This window comes from Streptosporangium sp. NPDC023825 (assembly GCF_040639575.1).
Taxonomy (GTDB): domain Bacteria; phylum Actinomycetota; class Actinomycetes; order Streptosporangiales; family Streptosporangiaceae; genus Streptosporangium.
Map to the genome: position 1 here is coordinate 20,547 of NZ_JBFAAE010000005.1, position 26,016 is coordinate 46,562.

General features: G+C 73.0%; 18 protein-coding genes. 9 read left to right on the forward strand and 9 right to left on the reverse strand.

The annotated features are described in order from the left end of the window. The first annotated feature begins 117 nt into the window (after nucleotides 1-117). On the forward strand, nucleotides 118-3,267 hold the full coding sequence (locus tag AB0G15_RS06435; RefSeq protein ID WP_362835989.1) for a BTAD domain-containing putative transcriptional regulator: 3,150 nt from the start codon (nucleotides 118-120) through the stop codon (nucleotides 3,265-3,267). Here AB0G15_RS06435 and AB0G15_RS06440 read toward each other — a convergent pair. Beyond that, on the reverse strand, nucleotides 3,249-4,058 hold the full coding sequence (locus AB0G15_RS06440) for an ABC transporter permease (RefSeq protein WP_362835991.1): 810 nt from the start codon (nucleotides 4,056-4,058) through the stop codon (nucleotides 3,249-3,251). The genes AB0G15_RS06435 and AB0G15_RS06440 overlap by 19 nt on opposite strands. Then, the gene (locus AB0G15_RS06445) at nucleotides 4,055-5,005 is read right to left on the reverse strand and encodes an ATP-binding cassette domain-containing protein (protein WP_362835993.1); all 951 of its coding nucleotides are present in this window, start codon (nucleotides 5,003-5,005) and stop codon (nucleotides 4,055-4,057) included. Before AB0G15_RS06445 ends, AB0G15_RS06440 begins: the two co-directional genes overlap by 4 nt. 256 nt (nucleotides 5,006-5,261) lie before the next feature. Between AB0G15_RS06445 and AB0G15_RS06450 the strand changes: the two genes are divergently transcribed. From AB0G15_RS06450 to AB0G15_RS06465, 4 genes are all read left to right on the forward strand, one after another. After that, complete coding sequence (locus AB0G15_RS06450) at nucleotides 5,262-5,750, forward strand: cupin domain-containing protein (RefSeq protein ID WP_362835995.1); 489 nt, start codon at nucleotides 5,262-5,264, stop codon at nucleotides 5,748-5,750. Nucleotides 5,751-5,755: 5 nt separating this feature from the next. Continuing rightward, nucleotides 5,756-6,430, forward strand: coding sequence for a metalloregulator ArsR/SmtB family transcription factor (locus AB0G15_RS06455; protein ID WP_362835997.1), 675 nt, complete (start codon nucleotides 5,756-5,758; stop codon nucleotides 6,428-6,430). 316 nt (nucleotides 6,431-6,746) lie between these two features. Next, nucleotides 6,747-9,362 carry a DUF6493 family protein gene (locus AB0G15_RS06460; RefSeq protein WP_362835999.1) on the forward strand — a complete coding sequence of 872 codons (2,616 nt, stop codon included), beginning with the start codon at nucleotides 6,747-6,749 and terminating at the stop codon, nucleotides 9,360-9,362. Between the two features lie 2 nt (nucleotides 9,363-9,364). Further along, nucleotides 9,365-10,252: a hypothetical protein gene (locus AB0G15_RS06465; protein WP_362836001.1), complete on the forward strand. Its 888-nt coding sequence runs from the start codon at nucleotides 9,365-9,367 to the stop codon at nucleotides 10,250-10,252. A gap of 138 nt (nucleotides 10,253-10,390) precedes the next feature. Here AB0G15_RS06465 and AB0G15_RS06470 read toward each other — a convergent pair whose 3' ends face one another. The 3 genes from AB0G15_RS06470 to AB0G15_RS06480 form a co-directional block, all read right to left on the reverse strand. Next, nucleotides 10,391-12,484 carry an SDR family NAD(P)-dependent oxidoreductase gene (locus AB0G15_RS06470; RefSeq protein WP_362836003.1) on the reverse strand — a complete coding sequence of 698 codons (2,094 nt, stop codon included), beginning with the start codon at nucleotides 12,482-12,484 and terminating at the stop codon, nucleotides 10,391-10,393. A gap of 209 nt (nucleotides 12,485-12,693) precedes the next feature. After that, on the reverse strand, nucleotides 12,694-13,416 hold the full coding sequence (locus AB0G15_RS06475) for a TetR/AcrR family transcriptional regulator (protein WP_362836005.1): 723 nt from the start codon (nucleotides 13,414-13,416) through the stop codon (nucleotides 12,694-12,696). Between the two features lie 170 nt (nucleotides 13,417-13,586). Next, nucleotides 13,587-17,084 (reverse strand): BTAD domain-containing putative transcriptional regulator, encoded by a 3,498-nt coding sequence (locus tag AB0G15_RS06480; protein WP_362836007.1) that lies wholly within the window; start codon nucleotides 17,082-17,084, stop codon nucleotides 13,587-13,589. Between the two features lie 150 nt (nucleotides 17,085-17,234). Between AB0G15_RS06480 and AB0G15_RS06485 the strand changes: the two genes are divergently transcribed. Both AB0G15_RS06485 and AB0G15_RS06490 read left to right on the forward strand, forming a co-directional pair. Beyond that, on the forward strand, nucleotides 17,235-17,822 hold the full coding sequence (locus AB0G15_RS06485; RefSeq protein WP_362836009.1) for an NAD(P)H-dependent oxidoreductase: 588 nt from the start codon (nucleotides 17,235-17,237) through the stop codon (nucleotides 17,820-17,822). Between the two features lie 40 nt (nucleotides 17,823-17,862). Continuing rightward, entirely contained in the window at nucleotides 17,863-18,432 is a 570-nt protein-coding gene (locus tag AB0G15_RS06490) for a dihydrofolate reductase family protein (RefSeq protein ID WP_362836011.1), read from the forward strand. 190 nt (nucleotides 18,433-18,622) lie between these two features. On the opposite strand, the gene AB0G15_RS06495 is transcribed toward AB0G15_RS06490, so the two are convergent. After that, nucleotides 18,623-19,123: an HAD domain-containing protein gene (locus AB0G15_RS06495; protein WP_362836013.1), complete on the reverse strand. Its 501-nt coding sequence runs from the start codon at nucleotides 19,121-19,123 to the stop codon at nucleotides 18,623-18,625. Nucleotides 19,124-19,285: 162 nt separating this feature from the next. On the opposite strand from AB0G15_RS06495, the gene AB0G15_RS06500 reads away from it, so the two are divergent. Together AB0G15_RS06500 and AB0G15_RS06505 are read left to right on the forward strand one after the other, a co-directional pair. Then, nucleotides 19,286-20,839, forward strand: coding sequence for a protein kinase (locus AB0G15_RS06500; protein WP_362836015.1), 1,554 nt, complete (start codon nucleotides 19,286-19,288; stop codon nucleotides 20,837-20,839). Nucleotides 20,840-20,939: 100 nt separating this feature from the next. Further along, the gene (locus tag AB0G15_RS06505) at nucleotides 20,940-21,656 is read left to right on the forward strand and encodes a maleylpyruvate isomerase family mycothiol-dependent enzyme (protein WP_362836017.1); all 717 of its coding nucleotides are present in this window, start codon (nucleotides 20,940-20,942) and stop codon (nucleotides 21,654-21,656) included. 156 nt (nucleotides 21,657-21,812) lie between these two features. On the opposite strand, the gene AB0G15_RS06510 is transcribed toward AB0G15_RS06505, so the two are convergent. The 3 genes from AB0G15_RS06510 to mmsA form a co-directional block, all read right to left on the reverse strand. Continuing rightward, nucleotides 21,813-22,910: a TerC family protein gene (locus AB0G15_RS06510; protein WP_362836019.1), complete on the reverse strand. Its 1,098-nt coding sequence runs from the start codon at nucleotides 22,908-22,910 to the stop codon at nucleotides 21,813-21,815. 183 nt (nucleotides 22,911-23,093) lie between these two features. Beyond that, nucleotides 23,094-24,380 (reverse strand): multiple monosaccharide ABC transporter permease, encoded by a 1,287-nt coding sequence (gene mmsB / locus AB0G15_RS06515; protein WP_362836021.1) that lies wholly within the window; start codon nucleotides 24,378-24,380, stop codon nucleotides 23,094-23,096. 8 nt (nucleotides 24,381-24,388) lie between these two features. Further along, on the reverse strand, nucleotides 24,389-25,918 hold the full coding sequence (gene mmsA, locus AB0G15_RS06520; protein WP_362836023.1) for a multiple monosaccharide ABC transporter ATP-binding protein: 1,530 nt from the start codon (nucleotides 25,916-25,918) through the stop codon (nucleotides 24,389-24,391). Nucleotides 25,919-26,016 lie beyond the last annotated feature (98 nt).

The window sequence follows — 26,016 nt, forward strand, 5'->3', positions numbered from 1 at the left end:
TTATCGCCGACAGGCCGGAGTCTTGATGGTACGGAGAGTGAAAGGGGGCGGCGGGCGTACGCGGCGCCGCCGGAACGCCGGAGCCGTGTCGTCCGCAGGCGTGGCACAGTTGGCTCCATGCGTGTGGGCATCCTGGGCCCGCTGGAGGTGACAGCGGCCGGTGAGAGCGTCGAGATCGGGGGTGTCCGGCTCCGCGTGCTCCTGATCCGGCTGGCACTGGGAACGGGGCGGGTCGTCACGGCCGACGAGCTGTCGGACGCGCTCTGGCCGGAGGAGCAGCCCGCCGACCGCGCCAACGCGGTACGGTCGCTCGTCGCCAGGCTGCGCCGCAGCCTGCCGGACGCTTCGGTGCTGCGGTCGGATCGCGGTGGCTACCGGCTCGACCTGCCACCGGACGCCGTCGACGCGCACCGGTTCGAGCGGTTGGCGCGGGCGGGGAGACGTGCGCTGAACGGCGGGGATCCGGAGGTCGCCGGACCCCTGCTCGGTGAGGCGCTCGCGCTCTGGAGAGGTCCCGCGCTGGCGGACGCCGTCGGAGCCCCTTTCGCCACGGCGTACGCGGCCGGTCTGGAGGAGGCGCGCCTGGCCGCGATCGAGGACCGGGCCGAGGCGGACCTGGCGTCCGGGCGCCACGCCCACCTGGTGGCCGAGCTCTCCGAGGCCGCGATCCGTCACCCGCTGAGAGAGCGGCTGCAGGGACTGCTGCTGCGGGCGCTGCACGCCCAGGGGCGTCAGGCCGAGGCGCTGGCCGGCTACGAGAAGATCCGGTTCCGTCTGGCGGAGGAGCTGGGGGCCGACCCGGGGCCTGAACTGCGGGAGATTCACCGGGCGCTGCTCCAGGAGGGCCGGGCGGAGCCCGCCCGCCCGCAGAAGGGCAACCTGCGGACCGCGCTGACCAGCTTCGTCGGGCGCACGGCCGAGGTGCGGCGGGTCGGCGCGTCGCTGGCGGAGGGGCGGCTGGTCACGCTGGTCGGTCCCGGCGGGGCGGGAAAGACCCGGCTCGCGACCACCGTCGCCGGAGAGCTCGCCGAGCGGTGGCCGGGCGGTGCCTGGCTCGTGGAACTCGCGGCGGTGACCGACACGGCCGACGTGCCCCAGGCGGTGTTGGGCGCGCTCGGTACCCGGGAGGTGGGCTTCCTCGACGCCCAGGGCGCGCCCAGGGACACGACGAGCCGCCTGGCCGAGGCGCTCTCGCGCGCCGAGACCCTGATCATGCTGGACAACTGCGAGCATCTGGTCGAGGCCGTGGCCCACCTGGCGGAAGACCTCCTGGGGCGCTGCCCCGAGCTGCGGGTCCTCGCCACCAGCAGGGAGCCCCTCGGGATACTCGGCGAGGTCCTGTGCCCGGTCGCCCCGCTCGGACTGCCCGAGCCGGACGCCTCGGCGCGGCAGGCCGTGACCAGCCCGGCGGTACGGCTTCTCGCCGAGCGGGCCGCCGCCGTACGGCCCGGCTTCGTGGTCACCGAGGAGAACGTCGCGGCCGTGGTGGAGATCTGCCGGCGGCTGGACGGGTTGCCGCTCGCGATCGAGCTGGCCGCGGCACGGATGCGTTCCCTGACCGCGCCGCAGGTGGCCGAGCGTCTCGGCGACAGGTTCCGGCTGCTGACCGGCGGCAGCCGTACCGCCCTGCCCCGCCATCGGACGTTGCGCGCGGTCGTCGACTGGAGCTGGGACCTGCTCGGCGGCGAACGCCGGTTCGCCGAGCGGCTCGCGGTGTTTCCCGGCGGGATCTCGGTGGAGGCGGCCGAGCGGGTGTGCGCGGAGCCGGGCACGGCCCTGGACCTGCTCGGCGCGCTGGTGGACAGGTCGCTGCTGCAGGTGGTCGAGGCGCCGCAGCCGCGCTTCCGCATGCTGGAGACGATCCGGGAGTACGGGCTGGAGCGCCTCGCGGAGAACGGGGAGATCGCCCGGGTCAGGGCCGCGCACGCGGCGTACTTCCTGGACCTCGCCGAGACGGCCGAACCCTTTCTGCGCGAGGAGCGGCAGCTGGTCTGGATGGCCGTGCTGGAGGCCGAGCACGACAACCTGCTCGCCGCCCTGCACTTCGCCGCCGACGCGGGTGACGCGGACACGGCGGTACGGCTGGCCGCGGCGCTGAGCACCTTCTGGATGATGCGCGAGAACTACGCCGAGGCCGTGGTCCGGCTCCGTCTCGCACTCGACGTTCCAGGGGAGGTGTCCTCGGAGCGCCGGTCGGCCGCCACCGCCTTCCATATGATCAACAGGATGCTCTCCGGTGAGCACGAGGGCCTGGAGGACATCGTCGAGCGGTTCCGGTCGCTGGCCGGGACCATTGATCCCGACACCGAGGATCCGTTCCTCGCTCTGGTCGAACCCATCTTCACGATCTTCACCGACGACGTCGTCCGGGGCGTGGCCGCCGTCGAGCGGCGGATGTCGCACCCTGACCCGTGGACCCGCGCGATGCTCTTCATGATCAGGTCGGCACTCCTGGAGAACGAGGGGGAGCAGGCGGGAAGGCGCCGCGACCTGCTCGCCGCCACCGCGGGATTCCGCGACCTGGGGGACCGCTGGGGGCTCGCCCAGGTGCTGAGCTCGCTGGCGGAGGCACACCTGGTCTTCGGTGACTTCGACGAGGCCGTCGAGGCGATGGAGGAGGCCATCCGGTTGCTGGGCGAGCTCAACCCCGACGACCCCGCCGCGCATCAGCGGATCATGCTCGCCGACGCGCGGGCGCAGCAGGGCGACGTGGACAGGGCACGCGCCGAACTCCTGGCGATGACGCGGTCCGGCGAGAGGCGGTGGTCACGGCGGAACATCGCGTTCGCCTGGCTCGCGCTGGGGGACCTCGCCCGTCGTGCGGACGACCTGGAGGGGGCACAGCGGCACTACGAGGCGGCGGCGACCGGCATAGAGGGCATCGGGTTCGTCGCCCCGCAGTTCCGCGCGTTGATCCTGCAGGCGATGGCGCATCTGGCGGTGGACCGCCGTGACCCGGTGGCCGCGGAACGGTGGCTCACGGAGGCGACCGACTGGGCGGTCAAGGGGAAGGACATGCCGGTCCTGGCCCGCGTCGGCGTCGCCGCGGCGGCCCTGCGCGCCCACAGGGGCGACCTGGCGGGCGCCGCGGAGACCCTCGGCGCCGCCGAGCGGCTCCGCGGCGCCCCCGACCGGTTCAACCGCGAGATCGCCGAGCTGACCCGGCGGCTCAGGGACGCGCTGGGCGACGCCGCCTACGACGCCGCCCACGCGCGGGGCATGGCCCTCGACCGCGCCGCCGCGCTCGATCAGGTACGGCGGCGGTAGGCGCGCACCGCCAGCGGCGCGAACACCGCGAGGAAGAGCGCCGAGGACAGCAGCGTCCACATCACCGGGCCCGCCGCCGGCCCGCCCAGCATCAGGGCGCGCGAGGCGTCCATCGCGTGCGCGACCGGGTTCACCTCCACCCAGGTCCGCAGCCAGCCGGGAAGGGTCTCCTCCGGCGTGATCATGCTGGTGCCGAAGGTGAGCGGGAACAGCACCAGGAAGGCCGTCCCCTGTACCCCGCCCGGACTGCGCATGAGCATCCCGATCAGGACGAACGCCCAGCTCAGGCTGAACGCGAAGAAGACGGTGAGCAGGCACGCGGCCAGGGCGGAGAGCGGGTCGGTCTGGATCCTGAACCCCATCAGGAGGCCGCAGCCGAACAGGGAGACGACGGCCACCAGATAGCGCACCAGGTCGCCGAGCACCGAGCCGATCAGCGGTGCGGACCGGCCGATCGGCAGGCTGCGGAACCGGTCGAAGACCCCCTTGCCGATGTCGGTGTTGAGGTTCACCCCGGTGGCCATCCCGGCGAACATCACCGTCTGCACCATGATGGCGGGAAGCAGGAACTGCAGGTAGTCGTGGGTGGAACCGGCCACCGCCCCGCCGAGCAGATAGACGTAGATCAGCACGAAGACGATCGGTTGCAGCGTCACGTCGAGCAGTTGCTCGGGGGTGCGCAGTGTCTTGGTCAGGCTTCTCCTGCCGAGCGCGAGGCTGTGTCGTACCAGCCCGAAGGGCCGCTTGCCGAGAGGGGCCGACGCCCGCGCGCGTTCCACGGTGAGGGTCATGCCGCGTCCTCCTCTTCGGTGTGACGTCCGGTGAGCGTGAAGAAGACCTCGTCCAGGCTGGGCAGCCGGAGGCTGAGCTCGGTGACCGAGATCCGCTCCCGGTCGAGCCGCCGTACGATCTCGGTGAACGCGATGTCGCTCTCGACCGGAACGGTGATCACGCCCCGGCCGGGCGATTCCGGGGTGCGGCCGACCACCGCGCCGACGAGCGCGGCGGCGTCCGCCAGCCGGGCCGGGTCCGCGGGCCGGACGAGGATCGTCTGCCCGCCCACGACGTGCTTGAGCTCGGCCGGGGTGCCGTGCGCGATGACCCGTCCGTGGTCGATGACCGAGATGTCGTCGGCCAGGGCGTCGGCCTCCTCCAGATACTGCGTGGTCAGCAGCACGGTGACCCCGTCGCCGGCCAGTGAGCGGATGATGCTCCACATGTCGTCCCGTTTGGCCGGGTCCAGGCCGGTCGTCGGCTCGTCGAGATAGACGACGGAAGGACGGCCGACGAGACCGGCGGCCAGGTCGAGGCGGCGCCGCATGCCACCCGAGTAGGTCTTGGCCGCCCGCCCCCCTGACTCGGCGAGCCCGAAGTCCTTCAGCAGCTCCGCGGCCCTGGCCTTGGCCTCCCCGCGGCGCAGGTCGAGCAGTTCCCCGATCAGCACGAGGTTCTCCATGCCGGTGAGGTCGTCGTCGACCGACGCGTACTGCCCGGTCAGGCCGATCAGGCGGCGCACCCGGGCGGCGTGCCGTACGACGTCGAGCCCGCCGACCGTGGCGTGTCCTCCGTCGGGTCTGAGCAGTGTGGCCAGTACGCGCACGGCCGTGGTCTTTCCCGCGCCGTTCGGTCCGAGTACCCCGAGAACCGTGCCCTCCCGGGCGGCGAGGTCGACCCCGGCGAGCGCGGTCGTCTTCCCGAAGCGTTTGACCAGTCCTCGTGCCTCGAAGGCGAGGGTCATGATGTTCTCCCCAGTGGTGTCTTCACCCCACGCACCCTGGAGCGCCCGCATGTCGGCGACGGCACAGATCCGTGCCGGCGGGCCACCCGTCATGACACGCCGGAAGCACGTGCCCGGACGTTCCCCGGAAGGCGTGCCGGCCGGGGGCGACAGGACCGTTCTCACCGGCTCCCGCCGCCTCGGGTGGAACCTTTCGTTCCGCTATTCGTGTGTTCTATAGTTCTTTAGAATATTTTCTCATGGGACGGGGAGTGCGATGTCGTATCCGGAGGCGCTTCACCTGGGCGAGGCGGGCGAGAGCAGCGGGATCTTCCGGCCGGCGAGCGCGGGCCCGGATCTGACGATCGGCGGGACGGCGGTGCACTACCTGGGCACCGGCGCCTCGACGGGCGGGCAGTTCGGCCTGTACCGCTGGGAGATGGGACCGAAGCCCTCCGGCCCGTCGCCCCACTTCCACCGGACGATCTCCGAGTCCTTCTTCGTCCTGTCCGGGACGGTGCGGCTGTTCGACGGGCGGAGCTGGGTCGACGCGACGGAGGGGGACTTCCTGCACGTCCCGGCGGGCGGGGTGCACAGCTTCCGCAACGAGTCCGGCGAACCGGCCTCGATGCTCCTGCTCTTCGCCCCCGGCGCGCCGCGTGAGGCGTACTTCGAGGAGCTCGGCGCGATCGTGGCCGAGGGACGGCAGCTCAGCGACGAGGAGTGGACGGACCTCTATCTTCGCCACGACCAGTACATGGTCTGACGGTCGTGACGGAGTTTCGGGAGGAACCGATCTACCGGCAGCTGGCGCGGATCGGGAAGACGCTGGCCAGTCCCGTGCGGCTCAGGCTGCTCGACGTGCTCGACCAGCGGGAACGCACCGTCGAGCAGCTGTCCGAGGCGGCCGGCGTCCCGCTGAAGAACACCTCGGCCCAGCTGCAGCAGCTCCGCGCCGCCCACCTGGTGACGAGCCGCAGGAACGGTACGCGGGTCTACTACCGGCTGGCCGACGAGCGGGTCTCCCGGTTCCTGGGCGAGCTGCAGGACTTCGCCGGGGAAAGGCTCGCCGACCTGCGGGAGGCGGTGTCCGAACACCTCGGCGACCCCGCGGCGCTGGAGCCGGTGACCGCCGGCGAGCTCGCCGCGCGTCTCGCCGACCCCGAATCCGGCGTCGTGATCGTCGACGTCCGTTCCGCGGCCGACCACGCGCGCGGCCATGTGCCGGGGGCGCTGTCGGTGCCCCTGGCCGAGCTGCGCGATCGTCTCGACGAGCTCCCCCGGGACGCCGAGATCGTGGCCTACTGCGGCGGACCCTACTGCGCGGTCTCCCCGGAGGCCGTGCGGCTGCTGCGCGAGCGGGGTTTTCACGCGCGCCCGCTGGACGGCGGGCTCGCCCGCTGGCGGCGTACGGGCAACCGGCTGCAGGCCGGTTCCACCCCGTGACCCCGTGACCTCGTGACCTCGTGACCTCGTGACCTCGTGACCTCGTGACCTCGTGACCCCGTGACCCCGTGACCCCGTGACGAGTCCGCGGTCCTGCGACAGGGCCGCGGACCCGTCACGGGTCCCGGCCCTGTGACGGGTCCGCGGCCGAACTGTCGGAGTGGATCACTAATGTTCGCGGCATGCCCACCCCCCACCAGCACGCCGCCTCGCCGGCCGGGACGAAGGTCCCCGCTCCCGGCGAACTCCCTCCCACCTTCCGCCGTGAAGAGGCCTCCCACCGTGCAGAGGCCCGCCGCCGTGAAGAGGCCGGCGCATGACCGCCTGGGAGGAGATCCGCGGACTCATCGACCGCCGGGACGCCGACGCCGTCGCGGCCCGGCTCGCCGGGCTGGACGAGGAGGCGCGCAAGGAGGTCGCCCGCCGTCTCCCCGGGCACCTGAAGACGCTGCGCGGCCGGCGCGAATCCTGGGAGGGGCTCGACGATCACGCCGAGGCACTCCGCGCGGCCGGGGCCGGTGTCATCCCCGGGGCGGCCGCCGTGGCGACCTGGCTGAACCGCCGGGACCTCACCTCCCGCTGGAGCCCGCCGTACGGGGACACCGAGCGGATCATGACGATTCTCGCGACCCGGCCGGCGGAGTGGAGGGCCGACCTGGCGGGACGGCTCGTGCTGAGGCTCCGTACGTGGGAGGACCGCGGCATGGAGCTGGCACTCGCCCTGCTCCGCGCGACCGGGATCGAGGTGCCGGTCCACGATCCGGTGGTCGCCGGATGGGCGAGCGCGGTCGCGGCCCTGCCCGCTCCGCACGAGGATCCGCTCTTCGACGTCATGCTTCCCCGCCTCTTCGAGGCCCAGGGGGTGGGGCGGGTCCTGCAGTGGGAGAGCGATCCGACCAGGTCGCTGCTGGGTGCCCTGCGCACCCTGGCCGCCCAGGACGGGACGAGACGGCGGGAGCTGCTCCAGGGATGCGTCGGGCGTTTCCTGCTGGGGGGCTCGGTGACGGAGCTGCGGTTCTTCGTCCGCCTGCACGAGGCCCTGGACCCCGCGCCGCACGAGATCGAGCCGCAGGCCCGCGACTACCTGCGGCTGCTGCCCGCGGCCCCGGGGCCGGTCGCCGAGCTGGCGCTGCGGCACCTGCGCGGGCTCGACGGGCTCGACCCCCTCGACCTGCTGGAGGGCTGGGAGTCGGTGCTCTTCCGGCCCGAGCGCAAGCTCGTCCGCGCCGGGCTCACCTGGCTGGACCAGCGGGTACGGCTCTCGCCCGGCCTCGCGACCTCGATCGCCGGACCGCTGGCGCTCGCGCTCGCCGCGGACTCCGCCGAGCTGCAGGACAAGGCACTGACGCTCGCGATCAAGCACGCGGACCTGATGGACGACGAGGGCCGTGCCGCCGTCCGCGGCGCGCTCGGCGCGCTCCCGCCCGACCTCGGACGGCGTGCCTTCGCGGTCTTCGGCGGTGAGGAACCGGCCGGGACCGGACCGCGGGACGGGTGGGACCCGCCCGCGCTCCCTCGGCCCGACGCCCCGCGGCGGATGCCGGAACCGATCGGTTCCGTGGCCGAGATGGTGCCCCTGCTGGACGACTCCGACGACTGGCAGGCGTGGGAGCGGCTGCTCGCCGGTTTCGTCGCACTCGTGCACCGGGACCGGGAGGGCACGGCCGCCGCGTTCAAGCCCCACCTGAACGGCAGGTACGAGCACCTGTACGAAGTCCGTCACTGGAACCGGGAGGGCATGGCCGCCGACCTGCCGGGCGGGCACGGGCACCTGTACGGGGTCCATCCCTGGAACCGGGTCCACCAGTGGTTGATCGGCGCCGCGTGTTCCCTCACCGGCGTCGCGCCGGAGCGCGGCTCCTGGAGGAGAAGGCTCCCCGACACCCGCCGCCTCCCTCCGCCGCGCCTGTTCCTGCTGCACCGGGCCGCCGAGATCCAGAGGGCCGTGGAGGAGGACGTCGTCCCGCCCCTGCTGCTGGCCACGCCCACCCTCACGACCGGGCACGTGGAGGCGGCCGAGCTGGTGACGAGGCTGGAGGTCATCGAGGCCGCCGGGATGAAGCCACTCGCCGCGGACCTGCAGCAGGCGCTTCTGCGGCTGCCGAGAGAGCGGGACGGGGAGGCGGCCGAACGCGCGGGCCGGCTCTCCTCGGCGGCCGGTCGCCTGGTCGCCCGATGGCTGTCCGGCGCCCGGCTCGCCGACCCGGTGGTGGAGATGGGCTGGGCCCACCCGGAACACGGGTACGGGGAGGTGAGGCCCGTCCCGTCGCTGCGCGCGCCGGCCACCGGGCTGCCCCTCGTCGACCGGATGTTCGTCGACTCCCCGCGGCATGGCGACGGAGTCCAGCCGAGCTGGTGGCCGTCGATGTTCCCGTCCCACCGCGAGGTGGCCGCCGCCTACCTGTCACGCCAGCTCGGGCATGACCAGTGGCACCACATGGCGGTACGACCGGGCCACCTGCGCGAGCTCGCCCGGCTCGACGGGCCGCCGGGAACCGCGGTGGCGCTCGTCCTCGCCCGCCTGCTGGGAAACCCGGACACGCCGGAAGCCGTCGACGTCCTGCTGACGATGGCGGGTCGCGGCGACCTGCCGGCCGCCGAACTCGGCAGGCAGGCGGCGGTGCTTGTCGAATACGACCAGATCAAGCTCGTCCACCTGACGGCGGCCCTGGAGTCGGCGGCCCGCCAGGGCGCCCACGAGGAGGTGTGGACGGCGGTCGCCGCGGCGTTGCCGGCGCTCCTGCCCCGGGCCGGTGAACGGCCGCGCCACGGGCTGACCGGGTTCGTGGAGCTGGCCGCCACCACGGCGGCGTGGTGCCGCGCCCGCGGGGCGATCCCCGAGATCGAGACCATGGCGGCGCGCCGGGGATCGAGCGGCCTGCTCCGTGAGGCGCGCCGCCTGCACGGGCTGTTGACGGCGAAGGAAGGATGACCATGCGCTCGAAGTATGACGAGGAGCGCCGCCTGCGGCTGGCGATCGGCGACCTGGTCCGCGCCGCCGCGCCTCCCGGCTGGAGCGACGCCACGGTCCGCTGCGGCCAGGTCGGGGGATTCACCCGCGTCGTCGTGGACTGCGACGGGGTGGAGGTCGGCGTTCAGGGGCTGGAGGAGCAGGTCCGGCGGCTCCGCGAGCTGGCCTATCGCGACGGCGAGGGCACGTGGTTCTCCTGCGAGCTGCGCTTCACGCCGGGGAGCAGGTCGTACCGGGGACACGTGGACGCCGACGGGTTTCCCTTTCCCGGCGGCACCGACATCCCCGGCCTCGCGCTGTTGGAGGAGCCGACGGTGTTTCCCCGCCGCACCGTCCCCGGCTGGCTGCTGGACGCCCTCCCGACGGTGGTCCCGATGGGGATCCGCGAACCCGAGGACCTCCGGCGTCACTTCGGCGGGTCAGACAGATCACCGGATCCCGAGCCGATCGTCTCCGGGGAGCTGGCCTACACGCCGATCGAGCACATGGTCGTTCGCGGTTCCGGATTCGGCGAGGAGCGCGAAGGGCCCACCGCCTTCCTGCACGAGAAGGCCGGTGGCGGTGGTGACCACCTCCTCTTCTTCGGCAGGAGAGATGGGAGAGAGCAGCCTTACTGGGTGGCCCGCGGGAGCATGCGGGGCACCGGGGGCGGCATCACCGCCTGCGTGCTCGACGAGCGGCGCCTCGTCCTGCACCTCACTCCCAGGGCGGCGGACGACATGGAGACCGAGACCGTCCTCACCGTCGACCTGAACCTGACGCCCGCCGAGACGGAGCAGCTGCGGACCGCTCTCAGCGGGGTTTTCCACGGGGGATCGTCCGACCGGATGCCCGCGCTCACCGGTTTCTGACGCACCGGCCGGGCGGGAGCGGCCGGCGCGGGCGGGGCGCCCTCGAACGTGCCCGTTCCGACGCGCCGGCCGGGTGGAGGCGGCGGCGCGGCGGCGCGGGCGGGGCGCCCGCGAACGTGCCCGGAGGGCGCCGGTCCCCTACTTGCGGTGCCTGCTCACCATCCCCGCCGCGAGGGGGGCGTTCGCGAAGTCGCCGGCCGCCACGCGGGCCGCGACGGTGCGGCGGACGAGGCGGTCGGCCAGGGAGGGGGCGTGCCTGCCGACCATCATCTCGACGCGTCCCCGGACGGTGGTCGCCACGTCGCGCGGGGCGCGGCGGGCGGTGACGGCGCGGACGATCGCGTCGACCACGCCCTCGACGGGTTCCGGCCTGGACACCGCGTCCAGGGACAGCCCCGCCTGCCGCGTACTGTCGTGGATCGGGCTGCGGACCATGCTCGGGTAGACCGTCGTCACGCCGACGTGCGTGCCGACCTCCAGCCGGAGCGCGTCGGCGTAGGCCGCGAGCGCGCGCTTGGAGACGCCGTACGCCGCCGCCAGCGGCAGTGGCAGGAGCGCCATCCGCGAGGCGATGAAGACCACCCGCCCGCGGGCGCGGACCAGGTGGGGCATGACCGTCGCCGTCACGCGCCAGGCGCCGAGGAGGTTCAGCCGCAGCTGCGCCTCGACCTCCTCGCCGGGAGCGAGCTCGGCCGGGGCGGGCCCGCCGCGCCCCGCGTTGTTGACCAGCAGGTCGATGCCGCCGAGCAGGGCCGCGGCCTCGGCCACCGCGGCGTCGACGGACTCCTGGGAGGTGATGTCGCACGCGATGATCGGGATGCCGGAGTCGCCGGGACGGGCTGTGTCCACGATGTCCAGGCCGACCACGTGCGCGCCCTGGGCGGCGAACCGCGCGCTCATCGCCCTGCCGAAGGTGCCCGCCGCGCCGGTGACCAGGATCCGGCGCCCGGCCAGCGCGTGGGACGGGCCGGCGCGCAGCTCGCGGTCCATGACCCGGAGGTACTGGTCGACGTCGATCCGCATGTGGGGCCTGCGGTGCCCCCAGCGGTCGCGGGCGGCGTCGAGTTCGGCGGTGGCGATCCGCCGCGCGGTCTCGGGATCGGGCAGCCGGTGGGTTCCCGCGCGTACGGCGGCCACGAGGCGGCTCTGCGCCTCGACGACGGGCAGCGCCGAGCCGGTCGACTGCATCAGCCCGACGTAGCTGATCGAGTCGTCGCCGACGGGGAAGACGTGGCGGTAGAGCAGGGTGCTCGCCGGGTCGGGCATCGTGGCGGTGTCCAGGAACGGTGTCACGGCCCGGTAACCGGTGCACCAGACGATGTGGTCGACCTCGTCCACCCGGCCGTCGGCGAAATGGACCCGCGGGCCGTCCAGGCGCGCGATGCCCTGGCGGGCGAGCACCCTTCCCTCCGCGATCAGGCGGGGGACGGAGTCGCTCAGGGTGGGGTGGTCCTGGAGCACGCCCTCGCGGGGGGCGGGCAGGCGCGGCCCGGCGGGTCTCCGGTCGGCGACCCTGAGCACCGCCTGGGAGACCACCTGCCGCACCCGCCAGGGCAGCAGGGCCGCGAGGGCGCCGTTGAGCTGGTCGGAGGGGCGGCCCAGCAGCCGCTTGGGCAGCACCCAGACACCTCGCCTGGCCGACAGCAGCACGGCCGACGCGTGGCCGGCGAGCTCGGCGGCGATGTCCATCGCGGAGTTGCCGGTGCCCACGACGAGCACGCGCCTGCCGGCCAGCTCGGCGGGGGTGACGTAGTCGTGCGCGTGCGACTCGGTGCCGGTGAACGTCCCCGGGTACGGCGGCTCGGGGAGGCGGGGCTCGTGGTTGTGACCGTTGGCCACCACCAGGTGCTCCACGGTCTCGCGGTAGGGCCCTTCGGGGCCGGTCAGCTCCAGTTCCCAGCCGTCGCCGGTGCGCCGGGCCGATTCGAGCGTCGTGCCGAACCGGAAGTGCTCGCCGACCCCGAAGCGGTCGGCGTAGGAGCGCAGGTATTCGAGCATCTGGCCGCGATCCGGGTAGTCGGGCCACTCGGCGGGCATCGGGAAGTCGGAGAACTCCGTGCGCGGCTTGCTCGTGTTGAGGCGGAGGCCCTCGTAGGACGCGGTGTCGGCGTCCAGCCGCCACAGGCCGCCGAGGGAGGCGGCGCGCTCGACGCCGAGGACGGGCAGACCGGCCTCGACGAGGGCCTTGACCGCGGCGATGCCCGCCGCACCGCCGCCGACGACGGCGGTCACGCCACCACGACCCGGCGCACCGCCGGCGGCCTCGGACGCGTTACGGTCCGGCGTGCGGCCGGCGGCGTCGGACGCGCTCCGGCCCGCTGGGCCCTCGCGGTCGGCGGCTGCCCCCGGGCCCGCCACGGTGCCGCCGCCGGCGGCCGATTCCCGGCCCGCTTCGCTCACGCCCATCCGTTGCCTCCCATATTCCATCGGATGATGGAATATTAGCCGTCGGAGGCGCCCGCGCCAGGGGTCGCGTAGAGCCGGTCGACGAAGCGGTGGGCGTAGGCGCGGAACTCGCGCCTCTCGCGGTCGGCGGTCACCGTGTCGCCGCCGCGGGCGCTCAGCGCGGTCACGTGGCCGTGGGCCGCCCAGACCAGGCTGCGCACGGTGATGTGCGGCGTCGGCTCGACGACGAGGCCGCGGGTGGCCGCCTCCAGCAGGGCACGCTCGATCTCGCCGTAGATCGGCAGCGAGTACGCCTCGTCCAGGGACAGGTGGAGAGTGGGGTCCAGCCACCGCCGCAGCCACAGGAAGGTGGTCTGGGGATGCTCGTCGAGGAAGTCGACGAACGCGTCCACCAGGTCGTGCATCGCGCCCACGACGTCGCCCGGGGGGTCGGAGCGCACGGCGGCGAGGAAGGCGCGCACCGGCGGCGTGAGCGTCGCCTGCTCCAGTTCGAAGACGCGCGCGAAGCAGGCGTCGTACAGCGACGCCTTCGACGGGAAGTGGTGGTGCACGCTGGAGACGTCGATCCCGACCCGGGCGGCGATGTCGCGCATGGAGACACCGCCGGCCCCGTGCCGGGCGAACAGGACCGTCGCCTCGGCGAGGATGCGGTCGGGCGTCGACGGCGCGGACGGCGCGGAACGGTCCCTGGGCGGGCGGCCCCTGCGGCGCGGCCGGGGTGCGGGGACGTCTTCCCCGCCCTCCTCGTTCTTCCTCATGCCGGACAGTCTGCCAGGATCGCCGGTTCTGATAATCCATCAGGAAGTTGATTTACCTGCGCTGGACGACCACCGGACCGAAGAGGACGGCGTGCTCCGGGGGCCGCCCGCCCGGGGCCGGTGACCGCCGGCTCGGCGCCCCCTCCTCCCGGCCCGGCGGGGACGCGTGGTCAGTCCGGGACGGACACGGCGGTGTCCGGTATGGCAGCCATGGACCTGATCTGATCGGGTGTGAGGGCGGTGCCGAGCCCGTGTTCGGCGGCGAAGCGCTCCTCGCCCAGCGCGTCACGGATCCGCGCGGTGATCCGGTCGACGTCGCCGCCCTCCAACGGGCTCGGGGGCACGGAGTCCGACGCGCGGGCCGCGGCGCCCGCGCCCAGGAGCCGGGCGGCGCGGTCGTGGTGTCCGGCGACGGCCATGGCCCCGGCCAGGCCGTACACGGCGACCGTCATCTCCCGGGCCCCGCCGAGCCTGGCCGCGAGGTCCAGGGCCGAGAGGTGCAGGGTGACGGCCGTCGCCGCGTCACCACGCTGCTCGGCGACGAAGCCGAGCTCGGCCACGATCATCGGGAGGTACGGTGGCGGCTCCTCGCCGCCGGGCGGCGTGCGGTCCAGCACGTCGCGCAGATGAGTCTCCGCGACGTCGAGGTGGCCGGCCCTGCGCGCGGCGAAGGCCAGTCCCATCCGGGCGAAGACCTGCCCCGCCTGGTGGCCCTGCTCCACGGAGAGCCGCAGCGACCTCTCGCTCGACTCCGCCGCCCGCGCGTAGTCGCCGCGCTGCAGCGCGATCCAGCCCAGCCAGCCCAGCCGCCCGGCGAACTCCGTCCACATCCCGAGTTCCTCGGCCAGGCGCATGCCGTCGCGCTGCAGCCGTTCGGCCCGGTCGAGGTCACCGGTCATCTCGGCCAGCGCGCCGAGCCAGCCACCGGCCTCCAGCTGCCCCCAGCGCTCCCCGAGCTCGCCGAAGATCCGCGCGCTGCGCTCGCCGTCGCGCTCGAGCCCTTCCACGTCGCCGCGTACGTGCGCGAGCTTGGCCCGCAGGGCGAGGGCCGCGGCCGTCCCCCACCGGTCGCCGAGCGCCTCGAAGGAGGGGAGCGCCCGGTCCAGCAGGTCCGAGGCGGCGGACAGGTCGCCGAGGTCGAGCCCCGCGTAGGCGAGGATCCACCACGCCCTGGCACGCCCGCCGGGGTCGTCCGCGTCCTCGTACGCCTCCAGGGCCGCCCGGCGGAGCTCCTCCCGGCCGGCGACGTCCACCTCGCCCTGGAGGAACTCGACCGCGGCCTTCCAGGTGAGGGCCCTGGCCCGGAGCGCGGCGAACGATACGCCTCCGGAGCCGCCGGGGACGGCCGGTTCCGCGGCGGGGGAGGGGACGGCCGGTTCCGCGGTGGGCGGTTCCGCGGTGGGGGAGGGGACGGCCAGTGCCGCCGCCAGGGAGCGGCGGGCCTCGGCCAGCCGGCCGCGCAGGAACCAGTACCAGGCCATCGCGCCGGCGAGGCGCAGCGCGCCGTCCGCGTCGCCGTCCCTGACGGCCGCGTTCAGCGCGGCGCGGAGGTTGGCGGCGTCGGCGTCGAGACACCGCAGCCACCGCCGCTGGTCCGCCTCGTAGAGGCGCGGCGCGGCTCGCTCGGCGAGGCCGGTGTAGTGGCGCAGGTGCCGCCGCCGCACCCGTTCGTACTCCCCGGACCGCTGGAGACGCTCGACGCAGTACGCCGCCACCGATTCCAGCAACCGGTATCTCGGCCCGTCGGCACCGTCCACCATGACCACCAGCGACCGGTTCACCAGCCGTGCCACCAGGTCGAGCACGTCCGCGGCCGGAACGTCGTCCTGCGCGCAGACAGCCTCGGCGGCCTCCATGGTGCAGCCGTCGGCGTGCACGGCGAGGCGGCGCAGGACGGCGCGCTCGGCGCCGGTCAGCAGCTCCCAGCTCCAGTCGATCATCGCGGTCAGGGTCTGCTGGCGCGGCGGGACGCCCCGGTGCCCGGTGGCCAGCAGCCGGAACCGGTCGTCCAGGCGGGCGACGAGGCCGTGCACCCCGAGGGCGGGCACCCTCGTCGCGGCCAGTTCCAGCGCCAGCGGGATGCCGTCCAGCCTGCGGCACAGCGCCGCGACCGCCGGGGCGGTGTCCGCGTCGAGGGTGAATCCCCGGGACGCTGCGGACGCGCGTGCCACGAACAGCCGTACGGAACCCGTCCGCTCCAGCGCGGGGATGTCGTCGGCGGCCCGGCCGGGGACCTCCAGCGGCGGGACGCTCCAGACCACCTCGCCGGGCAGGGCGAGCGGCTCCTGGCTGGTCGCCAGGATCCGCAGCCCCGGGGCGGCGCGCAGCAGCCGCCCGGCCAGCTCGGCGACCGGCTCGACGACGTGCTCGCAGTTGTCCAGCACCAGCAGCAGCCGCCGGGGGCGCAGCGCCTCGGTGAGGCGGTCGGCGGCGGTCACCGGTCCCGCGGCGCCCACGGTGTCCTGGACGTCCAGCACCGTCATGATCGTCTCAGCCAGCCGGTGGACCGCGTCCTCGTCGCCGGGGCGGTCGAGCGCGGCCAGCTCGACCAGCCAGACCCCGTCACGTACGCCGCCCGAGGGGACGTTGCTCGAGGGGACACCGCCTGAGGGGACACCGCCCGAGAAGCCACTGCTTGAGGCGACACCGCCGGAGGAGGAGGAGGCGCCGGCGGAAGGGAAGGGCGCGGCGTCCGAGGGGGCCGCCTCCGGGCCGGTCAGGTGCCTGGCGATCTCGATCGCCAGGCGGGTCTTGCCCACGCCGCCGGGACCGGTGAGCGTCACCAGCCGCTCGGCCTCCACCAGGGCGCGGATCCCGGTGACGGCCTCCTCCCTGCCGATCAGGCCGGTGAGGGGCACCGGGAGGTTGCCGCCGGGCCTGTCGGGCCTGTCGGGCCTGTCGGGCCTGTTCGGGAGAACGCCGGGCGCGGCCAGCGCCGGATCCTGGGCGAGGACGGCCCGGTGCAGGGCGACCAGGTCGGCGCCCGGGTCCAGGCCCAGCTCGTCGGCGAGCAGCACGCGCAGTTCCTCGTAGCTGTCCAGCGCCTCGCTCTGCCGCCCCGACCGGTACAGGGCGCGCATGTGGGCGGCGCGCAGCCGCTCCCTGAGGGGATGCGCCGCGAGCAGGCCGCCGAGTTCCCCCGCGAGCCGGACATGATCGCCCAGCTCCAGCCGTACCTCCGCGCGGTCCTCCTGCGCGGTCAGCCGCCGCTCCTCCAGCCGCGCGATCGCGGGCCGCGCGAACGGCTCGTCACCGAAGTCGGCGAACGCGGGACCGCGCCACGACGCCAGCGCGTCGGCCAGCAGCGTCGCCCTGGCCGACGGGTCCCCGGCCAGGGCCGCCTCGTCGAGCAGGCGCAGGAAACCGGCGACGTCGGTGTCGGCCCGCATCACGTAGCCCGCGGGATGGCGGACCACCAGGTCCCTGCAGCCGGGTTCGGCGTCCTCCAGCACCCTGCGAAGCTGCGAGACCTTGGCCGACAGGGCGGCGGCCGGGTTGCCCGGCGGGTCGTCGCCCCAAAGGTCGTCGATCAGCCGGTCGGCGGGCACCGGGCGCCCCTCGTGAACCAGGAGGTCGGCCAGCAGAGTGCGGACCTTCAACCCGGGGATCGCCACCGGCTCGCCGGAGGTCGTCCACACGGCCAGTGGCCCAAGCACCCCGAAACGCATGAAGGCCACGATAACGCCGCGAGCTCGTCGTCTTACCGCGGATTCTCGCGCTGCCCGGCCCGGCCGTAAAACGACGGGAGCTTTTCCGTAAGAGGGGTGCGGCATCGTGGAACACGTCGGACCGGGGACGGACGCGAGGGAGGTACGGAGATGTCGCAGGACGACCGGCTGCGGCTGGCGGTCATCATCGGGAGCACCCGCGACGGCCGGTTCGGGCCCACCGTGGCGGGCTGGTTCACCGCCCGGGCCCGCAGGCGCGGCGACCTGGACGTCGACCTGATCGACCTGGCCGAGACCGGCCTGCCGCAGACCCTCGGCGACCAGGACGAGCCCGCCCCCGCCGAGGTGGCCGCCCTGGCACCGAGACTGGCGGCCGCCGACGCCTTCGTCGTGGTCACCCCCGAGTACAACCGGAGCTTCCCGGCTCCGCTGAAGACCGCCATCGACTGGTACTACGAGGAGTGGCAGGCCAAGCCCGTCGCCTTCGTCGCCTACGGCAGGGACTCCGGCGGTTTGCACGCGGTCGACCAGCTCCGCCAGATCTTCACCGAACTGCACGCCGTGGCCATCCGCGACGGCGTCACCCTTCCCCGCTACTGGGAGCTCTTCGCCCCCGACGGGAGCTGGCCCAAGGCCACCGCGGAGTGCAACACCGCGGCGCGGACCACGCTCGACCGGCTGGCCTGGTGGGCCCGCGCCCTGCGCGACGCCCGTGCCAGGAGCCCGTACGTCACCTGAGTGCCTTCCCTTACCCAACCTGAACGACACGGAGGAAACCATGCGCAAGATCATCGCCATGACCCACACCACGCTCGACGGCTTCATCGACAACCCCCACCTGTGGTCCATGCCGTACTCGAACGAGGAGTCGGGAGCGTACGCCATGGACCTCACGCTCGGCTGCGACGCCCTGCTGCTGGGGCGGGTCACCTACGTGGGCATGGCCCAGGCGTGGCCCGGCATGAGCAACCCCTACGCCGACCACGTGAACCGCATCGAGAAGTACGTGGTCTCCTCGACCCTGGAGAAGGCCGAGTGGGAGAACTCGACCATCATCCACGGTGACGACCTCGTCACCACGGTGACCGAGCTGAAGAAGCGGCCAGGCGGGAACATCATGATCTGGGGCTGTGGCCGGCTCACCGACGAGCTCATGGAGAACGGCCTGCTCGACGAGTACCGGCTCATGGTCTCCCCGGTCATCCTCGGCGAGGGGCAGCGGCTGTTCCGCGGGGAGAACGTCAAGGCGACCCTGGAGCTCGTGGACAACACGACGTTCGGCACCGGCCTCGTCGCCCTCGGCTACCGTCCGGTGAACGCGGCGGGGGACCGGGCGAACGCCGGCTGAGCGACACGGCCGGGGTCCCGGAGGCGCACGCCGCCTCCGGGACTTCCGGGTTTCCCGGCGCTCTCCAGGTCGTTCCCGGTGTCCTCCAGGTCATCGGAGGCCGGGGCGAAGGGACCGGGCTCGGGCTCGGGGGCAGGCGGGTCACGCCGGTGCCGCGTTCCTCGGACCGCGAGTCCGTCCGGCCAGCCGTCTACGGGCGCGCCAGCCAGTCGTCGATGACACGGAAGTCGGCCTGTGTGAGGCCACGGCGGGGGTCGACGCGATGGAGGAGAGCCCGTCCGCGATGGTGCGCGGAAACCCAGACGCGATCGGCGTGAGCGATCTCGTCGTCGACCCAGACGAACGAACGTCCGGCGGCCCAGCCGACCAGGCCACGGGTTTTCCAGTGCAGCGGGCCCTCGTCGTCCTCCTCGGGGTCCGGCCAGCCGACCACGGGCAGCTCGGGCAGGCCGAGCAGCGGGCCGATCACGTCGTTCGCGTCGGACATCCAGGTCGTCGCCCACACCAGGTCGCACGGCAACGCCGACAACCGCGGCCCGTGACGGGGATCGATCCTGGTCAGCAGCGGGTTCGATCCCGCAGGTGACGGGGACACCGCCCGGTCTCCCGGATATCCACCGGGATGTCCGAACGGAATGAGGGGGCCGTCGACATCCAGGAACAGCAACGGGCGCTCCGCGGAACCAGGCACCGCCGCAGGATAACGGTGGTCGTTCACCGGCGAGGCGCTCTCCGGGCAGCGGGGCCGTGGCGCTTCTCGTTCGCCGGCCCGTCGCCGATCGCGTTTCCGCGGGGCGGAGAGTCCCCTCCTATAGTTGGGTGCCAATTGTCGGGCTCGGGATCGTGGGGGATCGTGGGGGATCGGGAGGGGGCGGCGACCGTGCTCGCCGGCCGGTACCGGCTGGACGAGCTGATCGGCCGCGGCGGTACCGGCGAGGTCTGGCGCGGTTACGACCTGCGGCCGGGCTGGGCGGTGGCGGTCAAGATCCTGTCACCGGCGGTGGCCGACGCCGCGACGCGTGAGAGGTTCGCCCGGGAGGCCAGGACCGTCGCGCGCGTCGTCCATCCCAACGTGGTGACGGTGCTCGACATGGGCGAGCACGAGGGCCGGCCGTACCTGGTGATGGAGTTGCTGACCGGCCGGGACCTCGCCGCCGAGCTGGCCGGGCGGGGGCCGCTGGGCGTGTCCGAGACGTGCCACCTGGTCGGGCAGGCGGCGTTCGGGCTGGACGCCGCGCACCGGGCCGGGATCGTGCACCGCGACGTCAAGCCCGCCAACCTGCACCTGGGCGCGGGCGGCGTGCTCAAGGTCCTCGACTTCGGTACGGCCAGGGTCGCGACCGAGGCCGCGACGCGGCTGACCTCGGCGGGAAGCGTCATCGGCACGGCCGCCTACCTGTCTCCCGAGCAGATCCTCGGCGAGCCGGGAGACGCGGCCTCCGACCTGTACGCGCTCGGCTGCGTCTGCTACGAGCTGCTGTGCGGGCGGCCCCCGTTCGCCGGACCGGCCACGGAGGTGATCTCCCGGCACGTCCACGACCGGCCGGACCCGCTCAGGCGGTACCGGCCCGATGTTCCGGTGGAGCTGGAGCGGCTCGTCCTGGCCCTGCTGGAGAAGGACCCCGCCGCGCGGCCGGCCGGGGGAGAGGTGGTCCGCCGGCTCACCGCGACGGCCCGCCACGCGCCGCCCGCCCGCGACCTCGCGCCCCCGCCACCGCCGCCGATGCCGACGTCCGTGTACGACACCGTGCCGCCGGCGGCCGGGCCGGTACCCACGTCGGCGTCGGCGTCCGTGTCCGGCGTCCTCTCCGCGCTCACGCGGGGGCGCTCGCCCGGACGGTCCGCCTCGATCGCGCTGGGCGTGGTGGCCGTGCTGGTGGCGACGGCTCTCTGGGCGCTGGTGCCGTCGGATCCGGCGCGGCAGACCGGCACGGCGGCACCGTCCGCGATCGCCGCGGTGGCGCCGTCCTCCGGGACGGCGTCCTCGGCACCGCCACCCACACCGGCCATGTCGCGGAGCGCGTCCGCGGCGCCGCCCCCGGTGCCGGTGCGGTCGCCACCTGCGGCGCGGGGATGGCCGGAACTCCTGCCGGCCTTCCACCGGGCGGTCACCGACCAGGAGCGGGAAGGGAAGATCGACCACAGGGCGGCCCGCGAGATCCGCGAGAGGATCGTCAAAGTGGCCCGGGCCCTCCAGAAGGGCGAGAGCGAGAAGGCGCGCGACGAGCTGCGCAAGCTCGGCCGGGACCTGTCCGAGGCGCGGCGGAGGGGCAGGCTCGCCTCCGACGGTCCGCTCATCGCCTTCCTGCGCGACTCCGGCTTCGTCTTCCAGCAGGACGACCGGGATCGGGGGCCCCGCCGTCACCACTCCGAGGGAGACGAGGAGGACGGTGACGGCGACGACTAGCCGAAACGCGAACCGTTCGTGTCATGGCCGCGGCCGGTCCGGCGGGAGGGGCCGGCGGCCCGCCGGGGGATGCCCGCCGTTCTCGGGGTACTGCTGAGGCATGACCGCAGAATCGAAGGATCCACTGGCGGGTCTCGACCCGTTCGACCTTTTCGACGCCGAGGCGGAACGTCTCGACCACTTCTTCCGGGGACTCGACGCGCGGGGCTGGGACCGTCCCTCACGGGCGGCCGGCTGGTCGGTCCGGGACGTGCTCGGGCACCTGGCGGGGGAGGAGCTGTACAACCACGCCTGCCTGGACGACGACATCGACGGTTTCACCGCGATGCTCCGGCGCGAGGGGGTGGGCGGTGGCTTCGACGGCTTCAACGAGTGGTGCGTGGAGAGACGCCGAGGCGTTCCGGTCGAGGAGGTGCTCCAGGAGTGGCGGCGTGAGAACGGGGACACGCGCGAGCGGATGCGCGCCCTCGGCCGCGAGGCGCTGCTGCCGACCTTCGCCGGGCCGTACCCGGTGGGATCGCAGACCTTCCACTACGCCTCCGAGTACGCCACCCACGCCGACGACGTCGGCGCGCCGGTCACGGAGGACGAGGCGGAGGAGCGGGCATGGTGGCGGGCCCGGGTGGGGGCGTTCGTGCTCGCCGAGCAGGACTCGAAGGCCGAGGTCGAGCTGACCGCCGACGGGGTCTGGGTGCACGCGTACGGGGCGAGCGAGCTGTTGCCGGCCCCGGTGTTCGTGGAGGCGACGGTCGGCCGCCTGCCCGACGACCATCCCCTCGACCGCAGGCTCAGGGCCGCCCTGCGCTGCCTGGCCTGACGCCCTGCGCTGCCTGGTCTGAGCGGAGCCGCCCGTCCGGGGCGGCTCTCCGCCGTGATCGTGCCCGCTCCGCCGTGCTCGTGCCCGGGGCGTGCTCGTGCCGGGGCGGCTGCCCGCCGTGTTCGTGCCCGGGGCGGCTGCCCGCCGCCCTCTCGCTCAGTCGCCGGAGGATCCCCGCCCGCCGGAACGGCCCTCCTGGCCCTGACCGCCGCTCTCGCCCCGGCCCTGACCGCCGTCCTCGCCCCCGCCTCGGCCCTTCTTCCCGTCCTTGCGGCGCATCCGGTGCAGGGTGCCCGCGTGCGCGCGCTCCTCCGGGTGGCTGCGCACCCTCCGCAGGCTGGCGATGACGGTGACCAGCAGCACCAGGAAGATCACTCCGAGGGAGACCGGGGTCGGGACCTCGGGGAAGGACTTCGAGACGTCCTCGTGCAGGAACGACAGGATGAGCTTGAGGCCGATGAAGCCGAGGATGACCGCCAGGCCGATCGACAGGTAGACCAGGCGTTCGAGCAGGCCCTCGATCAGGAAGTACAGGGCCCGCAGCCCCAGCAGCGCGAAGGCGTTGGCGGCGAAGACGATGAGCGGATGCTTGGTGACGCCGAAGACGGCGGGAATGGAGTCGAGGGCGAACAGCAGGTCGGTGCTCCCGATGGCGAGGAAGACCACGAACAGCGGGGTGACCACCCTTCTGCCGTCCTCGCGGGCGACGAGCTTGCCGCCGTGCATGTCGTCGCTGACCGGGAGCACCTTGCCCGCGCGCCGGATCAGCGGGTTGTTCTCGACGTCGGGGTCCTGGTTCCGGTGGCGGACGAGCTGGACCGCCGTCCAGATCAGCAGCAGGCCGAAGATCAGGAACGTGAAGGAGAAGAGGGCGATGGCCGCCGCGCCGACCGCGATGAGGACGGCGCGCAGCACCAGGGCGGTGGCGATGCCGAAGAGCAGCACCTTCTGCTGGTGCTCCTCGGGTACCGAGAACCGCGCCATGATGATGACGAAGACGAAGAGGTTGTCGACGGAGAGGCTCTTCTCCACCATCCATCCGGCGAAGTACTCCGTCGCCAGTCCCGATCCGGCCAGCCACCACAGGACCAGGCCGAAGGCGATGGCCACGCCGATGTAGAAGACCGTCCAGGCGGTGGCCTCGCGCATGCCCACGGCGTGCGGCCGGCGCGCCGCCACCACGAAGTCGAGGGCGAGCAGCACCACCACCAGCGCGATGACCGCGATCCACATGCCCACCGAGTCGATCGCCATCCGCGTCCTCTCTCACCGGTCGAGATCACTCGCTTTACCCGGGGCGAGGACCTCCACACCAGCTGACCACCGAAGGGATCCCACGGCCGTCGAAGGGGTCCCATGGCCACCGACGGGTCCGCCCCCTGCCCGCCGGGGTGTCCGGCGGGCAGGGGGCGGATGGGACGAAGTGGACGAGACGGGTCAGCGGGCCGCGCCCGCGCGGCGCTTGGTCCACACGTCGAGGGCGACGGCGGCGAGCAGGACCAGGCCCTTGAAGAGCAGGACCTGCTCGCTGGGCGCGCCGATCAGGGACATGCCGTTGTTGATCACGGCCATGATGAGACCGCCGGTGAGCGCGCCGACCACCTTGCCCACGCCGCCCTGGACGGCGGCGCCGCCGATGAACGCGGCCGCGATGGCGTCCAGCTCGAAGCTGTTGCCCGCCGTCGGCCCCGCCTGGTTCAGCCGTCCGGCGAAGATGATCCCGGCGACCGCGGCGAGCACGCCCATGTTGACGAAGAGCCAGAACGTGACGGACTTGACCTTGATGCCCGACAGGCTCGCCGCGTGCAGGTTGCCGCCGATGGCGTAGATGTGGCGGCCGAAGACGGCGCGGTTGGTCATGAGCGTGTAGCCCAGGACGAGGATCGCGAGGAGCACCAGCACCCAGGGCAGGTTCTTGAACCTGGCCAGCTGCACGATGATGACCATCACCACCGCGGCGGCGGCGGCGATCTTCAGGAAGAACAGCGGCAGCGCGTCGACCTTCTGCCGGTAGCCCAGCCGCGCCTGGCGGGCCCGCCACTGGGTGCCGGCGATCCCGGCCACCGCGGCCAGGCCGATGAGCAGCGTCAGCACGTCGGCGCCGCCGAGCGGGCCGAGGCCGATGTTGCCGAAGAAGCCGGGCACGAAGCCGTTGGCGATGGTCCGTACCTCGTCGGGGAAGGGGCCGATGCCCTGGTTGCCGAGCACGGTCAGGGTGAGCGCCCTGAAGATCAGCATTCCGGCCAGCGTCACGATGAACGCCGGGATGCCGAAGTAGGCGATCCAGTAGCCCTGCCAGGCCCCGATCAACGCGCCGACGATCAGCGTGATGAGGAGGGCCAGCGGCCAGGCCACGTCCATGTCGACCATCAGTACGGCCGCTATCGCGCCCGTGACCGCGACCACCGAACCCACCGACAGGTCGATGTGCCCGGCGATGATGATCAGGATCATGCCGATCGCCAAGATCAGGATGTAGGAGTTCTGCACCATGATGTTGGAGATGTTCTGCGGGCTGAGCAGCCTGCCGTCGGTCAGGACGGAGAACAGCACGATGACCAGCGCGAAGGCGATGTAGATGCCGCTCTGCCGCAGGTTGAAGGAGAAACGGCCTCCCGGTGCCTTCGCGGGCACCGCCAGGAGGTCGCCGCCGCCCGGTGGCGGTGCTCCGGTCTTTCCTGCGGGTCCGGCGACTTCACGCGCCGGGATCTGGCCGCTGCTCATCGTGCTCCCTACTCCTTTTCCTTGGTCATGAACTGCATGAGCCGCTCCGGGGTGGCCTCCGCCCGGGGGACCTCACCGGTGATGCGACCGGCCGACATGGCGTAGATGCGGTCACAGACGCCGAGCAGCTCGGGAAGCTCCGAGGAGATGACCAAGATGGCCTTGCCCTGGTCGGCAAGCTGGTTGATGATCGAGTAGATCTCGTACTTGGCGCCCACGTCGATGCCTCGGGTGGGCTCGTCGAGGATCAGCACGTCCGCGTCGGTGAAGATCCACTTCGACAGCACCACCTTCTGCTGGTTGCCGCCGCTGAGCTTCCCGGTGACCGACAGCACGCTGGGAGCCTTGATGTTCATGCTCTCGCGGAAGCCGTCGGCGACCTGGTACTCCTTGTTGTCGTCGACCCAGCCGCGCTTCGCCAGCTTCCCCAGCGCCGCGGCCGAGACGTTCCGCTTGATGTCCTCGATCAGGTTGAGCCCGTACCGCTTGCGGTCCTCGGTGGCGTACGCGAGCCCGTGGCCGATCGCCTCGCCGACCGTGCGGAGCTGGATCTCCCGCCCGTCCTTGTAGACGCGGCCGGAGATGCCGACCCCGTAGCTGCGGCCGAACACGCTCATCGCCAGCTCGGTGCGCCCGGCGCCCATCAGGCCGGCCAGGCCGACGATCTCGCCGCGGCGCAGTGTCAGGTTGGCGCCGGAGACGACGACGCGGCCGTGCTGGCTCGGGCTGTGCACGGTCCAGTCCTCGATCCGCAGCGCCTCCTCGCCGATCTTCGGCTCGTGCGGCGGGTAGCGGTTCTCGAGGTCGCGGCCGACCATGCCCGAGATGATGCGGTCCTCGCTGACCTGGTCGTTGCTCATGTCCAGGGTCTCGATCGTCCGGCCGTCGCGCAGGATCGTGGTCGAGTCGGCGATGGCCCGGATCTCGTTCAGCTTGTGGGAGATGATCACCGAGGTGATGCCCTCCTCGCGCAGCCCGCGCAGCAGGTTGAGCAGGTGCGCGGAGTCCTCGTCGTTGAGCGACGCGGTCGGCTCGTCGAGGATGAGCAGCCTGACCTTCTTGGAGAGCGCCTTGGCGATCTCCACCAGCTGCTGCTTGCCCACCCCGATGTCCATCGAGGCCGTCACCGGGTTCTCCCGCAGCCCGACCCGCTCCAGCAGTTCGGCGGCCTCGGCGTTCGTCCGGTTCCAGTCGATCAGGCCGCGGCTGGTCCGCTCGTTGCCCAGGAAGATGTTCTCGGCGATCGACAGGTACGGGCTGAGCGCCAGCTCCTGGTGAATGATCACGATGCCGCGCTTCTCGCTGTCCCTGATGTCGGAGAAGCGGCACGGTTCGCCGTCGAAGAGGATCTCACCGTCGTACGAGCCGTGCGGGTACACGCCGGACAGGACCTTCATCAGCGTCGACTTGCCGGCGCCGTTCTCCCCGCAGATCGCGTGTATCTCGCCGCGCCGTACCACCAGGTTGACGTCCTGCAGGGCTTTGACGCCCGGGAATGTCTTGGTGATGCCACGCATCTGAAGTATGTCGTCGGTCATGCCGTCCGCCTCCGCAATGCCTTTCCGCTCCGCGAGCACCCGGCCGGCGGCGGGTGGGGCGCCGCCGGCCGGATGCCATCCGTCATGACACCGGTACC